Source organism: Gemmatimonas sp., assembly GCF_044376735.1.
Taxonomy (GTDB): Bacteria; Gemmatimonadota; Gemmatimonadetes; order Gemmatimonadales; family Gemmatimonadaceae; genus Gemmatimonas.
The window spans coordinates 1-8,224 of the sequence record NZ_JBILKJ010000122.1; the positions used below are offsets into that span (position 1 = coordinate 1).

The following is an 8,224-nucleotide window of genomic DNA, read 5'->3' on the forward strand; positions in this document are numbered from 1 at the left end:
CGCGCTGCAATTCACCACGCGCATCGGCCACGACTTTGCCATGCTCGCGACTGATCAGGTGCGCCAGCTCGTCGGCGTGGGCGAGGCACAACTCGCGCCATCGAAAGAGCACGCGTGCGCGATCGAGCGCCGACCGAGCGCCCCACGCCGGCGCCGCCGCCGCCGCATCCGCGATGACGGCTTCGATATCGACCGCATCGGCGAGCGGCACGTGCGCCGCGACGGCGCCCGTGGAGGGATCGTACACGGGAGCCGTGCGCGTAGAATGTGCGTCATGGCGAGCGCCGGCGACGACGTGCGGAATGCGTGGCAAAGTCATGCGTCAGACAGAAGGAAGTACGGAAACGAGCGCGCGGTACGGCGCGACCGAAGTGCGCGCAGACCGCCGGAGGTCAGACAAGTGCGTCGATTACGGCCGTGGTGACATCACGCGTGGTGGCGCTGCCACCCAGATCAGGCGTGCGCGGACCACCGCCGCCGACCACGCGTTCAATCGCCCGGACGATCCGATCGTGCGCGGCCGTGAGGCCGAGATGATCGAGCATCATGGCACCCGCCCAGATGGCCCCGATCGGATTCGCGATCCCGCGGCCGGCGATGTCCGGAGCAGAGCCGTGGATGGGCTCGAACATGGAGGGATGGTGTCGCTCAGGGTTGATGTTGGCGCCAGGTGCGACGCCAAGGCTGCCCGAGATGGCGGCACCGAGATCCGTGAGAATGTCCCCGAACAGGTTCGACGCCACGATCACGTCGAGCGTGCCCGGATGCGTTACCATGCGCGCGGCGAGCGCATCCACGTGGTACTTGCGAAACGCGACGTCGGGAAAATCGGCCGCCACGGCATCGAGAGTCTCGTCCCACAGCACCATGGAATGCTGCAGCGCATTGCTCTTGGTCGCACTCGCCAGCCGGGGATTCGGTCGGCGTGCCGCGAGTTCGAAGGCGAAGCGTGCAATGCGATCGATCCCGCGCCGCGTGAACAGGCCGGTCTGCTCGGCCACTTCATGCGGCGTGCCGCGGTGCAGCCGTCCGCCAAGCCCGGCGTACTCCCCTTCCGAATTTTCCCGCACACAGATCATGTCGATGTCCGCCGGCCCGCGACCGGCGAGCGGGCCGGGGACCCCGTTCAACAGGCGCATGGGCCGCAGGTTCACGTACTGATCGAACCGTTGGCGAATGGGCAAGATGAGCTCCCATACCGACACGTGATCGGGAACCCCAGGGGCGCCGACCGCGCCGAGATAGATCGCGTCGAACGCCTGCAGCTGGTCGAGCGCGTCCGCGCTCATCATGGTGCCCGTGCGCTGGTAGTACTCGCAGCCCCACGGAAACGCCGTGAACTCGAGCACGCACGGCTCATCGCGTACCGCGCGCTGCAGCACGTCGATCCCGGCTGGGATCACTTCCGTGCCGATGCCGTCGCCGGCAATGACGGCAATGCGGTACGTCGTTGAAGGGCTGGTCATCGACACGCGAGCGTCACATGCCCGGCGGCGTGAACCGACCGTCCTGGGCCAGCCAGCCGCCGTCGGCGTAGATGATCGTGCCGTTCACGTAGCTCGCGGCATCAGAAGCGAGGAACAGCGTGGGTCCCACCATTTCCTCGGGCTTGCCCCAGCGATTGAACGTCGTCTTGGCCGCGTACGCGTTGAACCAGTCTTCGTTGGCCTTGATCGGCGCCGTCAGCGGCGTTTCGATCACGCCAGGGCCCACGCAGTTCACGCGCACGCCGTACGGCCCGAACTCGCTGGCCGCGCCACGCGCCAGCTGCAGAATGCCCGCCTTGGTGGCCGAATACACCGACTGTCCCGGCTCGACCACGAGGGAACGGATCGACGAAAAGAGCACGATGCTGCCGCGCCGCTGCGCGACCATGATGCGTCCAGCGGTGCGCAGCACGTTGAAGTTGCCGGACACGTTCACCTTGAGCACACGATCGAGCTCTTCGTTCGTGTAATCGAGGATCTTCTTCCGGACGTTGATGCTGGGGGTGCAGATCACGATATCGAGGCGGCCGTGCTTGGCCACGATGCCATCGAGTGCACGATCGACCGACGCCGCATCGGTGATGTCGATGACACCGGATTCGGTGGTGCCGCCGGCCTGCGCGGCGACGGCCGCCGCCTTGTCCTGCGCGACATCGAGGCAGACGACCGTGGCACCCTGCGCGACGGCGCCGAGGGTGACCGCTTCGCCGATGCCGGATGCGCCGCCGATGATGGCGGCAACCTTGCCGGTGAGATCGAAAATTCCGTGGCTGGCCATGACGCGCTATCTACTCACTGAGATGGGAAAGGGAGGTGCGCGTCGGGCCGTTGGGTCCGCCCAGCACGCGCCGGATGAGTTGAACCACAAAGAAGGCCGTGATCGAACCGGCCAGTCCCGCCATGGCTGGCGTCACGCTGGCGATCGACAACGCCGTGGGCCACAGCTTGAGGCCCCCGACGATGGCGATACCGGCCACGATCGCCGCGAGCGCATCGGCGGTGGCGGCGCGACGGCTGAACAGTCCGGCCAGGATGGGCACGAAGAGACTCACGCCCATGATGGTATAAAAGATACTGAGGGCACTCACCACGCCGGCCGCCGCGAGCGCCACACCCACGCCAAGGGCACCGGCCAACACCGCCGTGATGCGAGTGACGCGCAACATCTGTACCTCGGACGCCTCACGATTCACGAAGCGCTTGTAGAAATCCTGCGAGAGCGACGTGGTGAGCATGAAGAGTACGGCGTCGGCGGCGCTCAACTCGGCGGAGAACACCGCCGCGAGCCCGAGTGTCCCGATCGCGAGCGGCACACCCGATACCAGTAGCGTGGGCAACGCCAGCTCGGCTTGTGCCAGATTGGGAAACTGTGCGCGCGCCATCATGCCCAGCAATACGGGAATGCCGGCGTACAACATGAGCGCCAGCGCATTGAGCCCGACACCGATGCGCACCGCGCGATCATCACGGGCGCCATAGATTTTTTGCAGCAGACCGGGCGATACGATGAAGGCGGGTCCGAGCATGGCGAGATACACGAGTCCCGAGCCGCCGCTGCTCCACGGATTCCAGTAGTCAGGCGTGGGCTGCAGCGCGCGCACGGCCTGCCATCCACCCGATGCGGACAGCGCAAACGGAATGGCGATCGCGAAGCCTACCAGCTTGACGGTGAGCTGCACGACGTTCACGTACGCGGAGGTGAGCAAACCACCAGCCGCGAAGTACACGGTGATCAACACACCGCCAAGAATGCAGCCGACGCTTTTCGGCACACCGGCCACGACGTTCAGAATCCACGACACGGCGATCAGCTGGCCCGCAAGAATGAATACGGCGCCGATCCAGAGTAGCGCGGCAATGACCGATCGCACCACGACGCCATAGCGGAATTCGAGATAGTCGCCGACGGTGCGGAGATCGTGCGTGGCCGCCACGCGCCGGATGGCAGGACCGATCCAGAAGCCGAGGACGATGGAACCGAGGCCGGCGGAGAGTACCCACCAGATGGCGGCGAGACCATCACGATAACCGAGGCCCGTGGCGCCAACGGTGGAACCGGCGCCGATGTTCGCCGCCAGCAACGTGCTGAAGAGCAGCCCAGGACCGAGCGCCCGACCGGCCACGAAGAAGTCGCCGGCCGTTTTCACACGACGCGAAATCCACGCACCCAACGCCAGCTGCGCCGCGGAGTACGCGATCAGCAGCACGAGTTGCACGTTCACCGGCGGCGGCGCTCACACATGGGGCATGTCCCGTTGCGAGAATTTTTTCGGAGAGAAGTAACGCGAGAGTTACGCCGCGCTTTGGTGCTTGACAAGTCTGGCGCGATACGCGTAGTTCGCCGACATGCCAACCACCGCGCAACAGATCGATCGTGTGTTCGCGGCCATCGATGCGGCCACCGATGAAATGGTCGACTTCACCGCCGAGATGGTTCGCATCCCAACCGTCAATCCGCCGGGCGATGCCTACGAGGAGTGCGCGCACTTCATCGGTCGCCGCCTCGATGCCTGCGGCTTCGCGGTAGAGTATCTCACCGCCGAAGGACATGCCGATCACACCCCGGCGCATCCGCGTGTCAACGTGGTGGGGCTACGCGAAGGGATGACGAAACGTCCGCTGGTGCATCTCAACGGTCACTTCGATGTCGTGCCGGCCGGTGCCGGTTGGACGGTCGATCCGTTCGGTGGGCTGGTGCGCGATGGGCGCATTTATGGACGCGGCACCTGCGACATGAAGGCCGGCATTACCGCAGCCATCTACGCGGCCGAAGCGATCCGGCGCGCCGGCGTTCCGCTGGTCGGCTCGGTCGAGGTCAGCGGAACGGTCGATGAAGAGAGCGGCGGCTTTGCCGGCATGGCCTGGCTGGCGCAGCAGGGGCGCCTCAGCGCCGACCGCACCGACGCCGTGATCATCACCGAACCCACCAACACCGATCGCATCTACACGGGTCATCGCGGCGTCTACTGGTTCGAGGTCACCACCCACGGGCGCATCGCCCACGGCTGCATGCCCTTTCTGGGGGTGAGCGCCATCGAGCACATGGGCGTGATTCTCGATCAGATCCGCCGCGAGCTCATGCCCGCCCTGGGCGCGCGTACCACCGCCGTGCCGGTCAAGCCGGACGGCGCGCGCCATGCCACGCTCAATATCAACGGCATTGCGGGTGGGCAGCCGATCGACGGCATCCAGACGCCCTGTGTGGCCGACCTGTGTCGAGCCGTGTTCGACCGGCGCTTTCTCGTGGAGGAAGGCTTCGACGCCACGCGCGGCGAGATCGTGGAGCTGCTGGAGCGCGCCGCCCGCGAGACCCCGCACCTGATCTATGAATTGCGCGACCTGATGGTGGTGCATCCCGTACGCACCCCCGACGGCGCCTCGGTGGTCTCGTCACTCGAGCGATCGATCCAGCAGGTGCTCGGGCGCCCCGCCGTCCTCGCGGCCAGCCCCGGCACGTACGATCACAAGCATGTCGATCGCATCGCCGGCGTGCCCAACTGCGTCGCCTACGGCCCGGGCATTCTCGATCTGGCGCACCAGCCAGACGAGTACTGCGTGATCGAGGACTTGGTGCAGTCGACGAAAGTGCTCGCACTCTCGCTGCTGGAGTTGACCGGGAGCGCGTGAGAAGGTGGTGACAGCTGGTCGTATGTGTGCAGGTATCCGTTTCCCTTTCCTAAGGTAGAGTCCCGATGATACGTCGCTGCCGATGGCTGGCCGCGCTCCTGCCCTTCGCGGCCGGAGTCTTGCCCGCCGCCCCCCTCCATGCCCAGGCAACGGGCACGGTCGCCGGGCAGGTCACTGATGAGCGGACTGGGGTGTCGCTCGCCAATGTGCAGGTGTTCGCCGATGCCAACCTGCTACGGGTGGCGCGGACTGATGCCACCGGGCGTTACCGGTTGACGGACGTCCCCGTCGGGGCACGCTCGCTCAACTTCCGGCAGATCGGGTACGCCTCGAAGGTCGTGGCCGTCACCGTGGCCGCTGGGCAGACCGCCACCGTGAACGCGGCGCTGGCATCGCGACCGATGGACTTGGACGCGGTGGTCGTCACCGGGCAGGGCGGTGAAATCTCGAAGCGACGGATCGCTACCACGGTGGACGTGGTGGGTGCCGACAAGATCGAAGCGTCGCCGGCCCGGCGACTCGACGAACTGCTGCAGACCAACCTCCCCGCGGCGCAAATCCGACTCACGTCCGGGCAGCCGGGCACCACGTCCATCATGCGCACGCGCGGTATCACGTCGGTGAGCAACAACGGCACGCCGGTGATCTATGTGGACGGCGTGCGCATGGACAACCTCAACACCATCGCCGCCCTCGGCATGAACGTGTCGGGAGTGCGGGCGCAGGGGGCGGCGACCAGCGCCATCGCGGACCTGCCCATGGACAACATCGAACGCATCGAGTTCATCCCCGGTGGCGCGGCAACGACGCTGTACGGGTCGGACGCGGCGAACGGCGTGCTGCAGATCTTTACCAAGCGCGGCACGGCGGGCGGAACAAAGGGCTACTTCGAAACCCGGACTGGGTTCGATACGCCACAAACACAGTTCCTGTTCTTCGACCGCACCGACGACCTGCTCTACCGCCGTGGGCTCACGCAGCAGTACGCGGCCGGCATCGAGGGAGGCAACAGCGCCGTCACGTACAGCCTGTCAGGGAACCTGCGGGCCAGCGAAAGTCACCGCGTGTACGGGGATAACCGGGCGTTCGGCTTCCGGAACGCGATCGGCGCCAACATTGGGTCGAAGGGGCGCTATCAAGGGTCGCTGTCCTACAACGAAACCGACAACCCGCGCTTCCGGAACGGCAACGCAGGCGGCTACACGTCACTCTGGGTGCTCGAGGCAGGACGCTCATCGGCGTTCGGATTCAACAACGACATCGACGCGCTGGGAGCGGCCGGATACGACAGCCTCCGCACGTTTGTGGACAACGCCGAGCGACTGCAAAACAACCGCGTGTTTACGCGGGCGTGGCAGACATCGCACCGCGTGGACTACAACCCCACGCCGGCGCTCAAGACCAACATGACCTTCGGGTTGAACAACCGGTTCAGCCGCGAGAAGTCGGTGGTCACCAACGAATTCCTCATCGCAACGCGGGCATTCCCGGCGGGGACGACCGATCGCGGCACGATCCAGAACTTCGAGCGGACATTCACCGGGTTCACCTTCAGCGCCGGAGCACAGCACAGCGCGACGGTGGGGTCGGATCTGTCGGTGGTGTCGTCGGTGGGGGCACAGCTGTTCCGAAACGACGACGTACAGGTGGCATACACGGCCACCAACGTTCGCGACGGGCAGTTGACGCTGCAGGGCGCCGGCGTGTCGCAGAGCACGGACCTCGCGTTCCGGGTGGCCAACTACGGACTCTTCGGGCAGAGCAACATCAGCTGGCGCGAGAAGTACACCGTCGAACTGGGGCTGCGCGCCGACAAGAACACCGCCTTCGGCGCCAACACCGGTGCGCAGTTGTACCCCAAGGTCGGGCTGGTGTGGGCGCTGGGCAGTGAGGGGTGGCTGCGGAAGCTGGTCTCGGAGGAGGTGCTCTCCGACATCCGGCTGCGTGGCGCCTACGGTGTGGCGGGGCAGTTCCCGCAGCCGTTCGCGAACGATCGGACGGTGGCGATCAACCCCTTCCTCGGCCAGCAGGCGGCAACGTTTGGACAGCCCGGCAATATCAACCTGAAGCCGGAGCGCACGGGGACCACCGAAGTGGGCGCCGACCTGTCGTTCCTGCAGGAGAAGCTCACGCTCGGACTCGGGTGGTACTCGGCCCGGACGGTGGACGCGCTGATCAACGCGCCGCCGGCGCCGTCCACCGGTGAAGTGAGTCAGGTGACCAATGTGGGCGAAATCTCCAACAAGGGGATGGAGCTGCGGGCAACGGCGACGCCGGTGAGCACGCCGACGTGGCGACTGTCGCTGAACGCCTCGTTCAACACGCTGCAGAACAAGGTGCTGCGGTTGGGCGGGACGCCGCCGTTCGCCATCAGCGGGTACGGAGCGAGCACCGTGCAGGGCATCGTGCAGGAAGGGTTTCCGGTGGGCTACCTGCGCGGGGCGCAGGCGGTATTCAACGGGAACGGCGCGATCACAGAGATCCGCGAGCTGCAGTTCCTGGGGAAGCCGATGCCGGACAAGTTCGGCAGCTTCGGGGCGTCGGTCGGGATCGGCTCACGGCTCACCATCAGCACCAGCGCCGACTACCAGTTCGGGGCGCAAGCGCAATCGTTCGACAAGGCGTTCCGCTACCTCTACGGCGTGCCGGGCACCGACGGCTACGTGCCGGCGGCGGCGCTGGCGCAGGCGCCGTACAACGGCAGCCGCGCAGCCATCTGGCAGCGAGTGATGAACTTGTGGGTGGAGAACACCGACTACGTCGCGCTGCGCACGCTGTCAGCGGACTACCGGATGCCGGAACGCCTGTTGCCGCGTGGGGCGAAGGACCTGCGGGTGGCCTTCCAGGTCGTGAATCCGTGGCGGTGGGCGTCATCGAGCTTTGACCCCGAGACCGACCTGTCGTCGGCCGGGACGCAGGGGGGTGCCGCCGTTGGTGGCTTCAACTACGCCACCGAGGTGAACCCCCGCAGCTATCTCCTCACTCTCCGCTTCGGGTTCTGACCATGCGCCGACCGATCCATTTGCGCACCGCCGCCCGCCTGCCGCTGCTGGCAGTGGCTGCGGCCCTCGCGGCCTCTGGGTGCGACAGCTTCAGGCCGACTGAGGTGA

The 8,224-nt window shown here is 66.3% G+C and carries 6 protein-coding genes; 2 read left to right on the top strand and 4 right to left on the bottom strand.

Annotated features, from left to right (window positions below):
- The 4 genes from ACIRA7_RS13095 to ACIRA7_RS13110 form a co-directional block, all read right to left on the bottom strand.
- Positions 1–319, bottom strand: a 319-nt coding sequence (locus tag ACIRA7_RS13095; protein ID WP_396221288.1) for an aldehyde dehydrogenase family protein, incomplete at its 3' end; no start/stop codon positions are given.
- Between the two features lie 73 nt (positions 320–392).
- The gene (locus tag ACIRA7_RS13100; RefSeq protein ID WP_396221289.1) at positions 393–1,466 is read right to left on the bottom strand and encodes a tartrate dehydrogenase; all 1,074 of its coding nucleotides are present in this window, start codon (positions 1,464–1,466) and stop codon (positions 393–395) included.
- A 13-nt stretch (positions 1,467–1,479) separates the two neighbouring features.
- Complete coding sequence (locus tag ACIRA7_RS13105) at positions 1,480–2,265, bottom strand: SDR family NAD(P)-dependent oxidoreductase (protein WP_396221290.1); 786 nt, start codon at positions 2,263–2,265, stop codon at positions 1,480–1,482.
- A gap of 10 nt (positions 2,266–2,275) precedes the next feature.
- Entirely contained in the window at positions 2,276–3,709 is a 1,434-nt protein-coding gene (locus tag ACIRA7_RS13110; protein WP_396221291.1) for a sodium:solute symporter, read from the bottom strand.
- A gap of 124 nt (positions 3,710–3,833) precedes the next feature.
- Between ACIRA7_RS13110 and ACIRA7_RS13115 the strand changes: the two genes are divergently transcribed.
- Both ACIRA7_RS13115 and ACIRA7_RS13120 read left to right on the top strand, forming a co-directional pair.
- Positions 3,834–5,114, top strand: coding sequence for an acetylornithine deacetylase/succinyl-diaminopimelate desuccinylase family protein (locus ACIRA7_RS13115; RefSeq protein WP_396221292.1), 1,281 nt, complete (start codon positions 3,834–3,836; stop codon positions 5,112–5,114).
- A 65-nt stretch (positions 5,115–5,179) separates the two neighbouring features.
- Positions 5,180–8,116, top strand: a complete 2,937-nt coding sequence (locus ACIRA7_RS13120; protein ID WP_396221293.1) for a TonB-dependent receptor domain-containing protein — start codon at positions 5,180–5,182, stop codon at positions 8,114–8,116.
- Positions 8,117–8,224: the final 108 nt, after the last annotated feature.

Coding starts and splice junctions, on each gene's coding strand:
- ACIRA7_RS13100 (WP_396221289.1), bottom strand. CDS start 1,466: ATGACCAGCCCTTCAACGACGTACCGCATTGCCGTCATTGCCGGCGAC.
- ACIRA7_RS13105 (WP_396221290.1), bottom strand. CDS start 2,265: ATGGCCAGCCACGGAATTTTCGATCTCACCGGCAAGGTTGCCGCCATC.
- ACIRA7_RS13115 (WP_396221292.1), top strand. CDS start 3,834: ATGCCAACCACCGCGCAACAGATCGATCGTGTGTTCGCGGCCATCGAT.
- ACIRA7_RS13120 (WP_396221293.1), top strand. CDS start 5,180: ATGATACGTCGCTGCCGATGGCTGGCCGCGCTCCTGCCCTTCGCGGCC.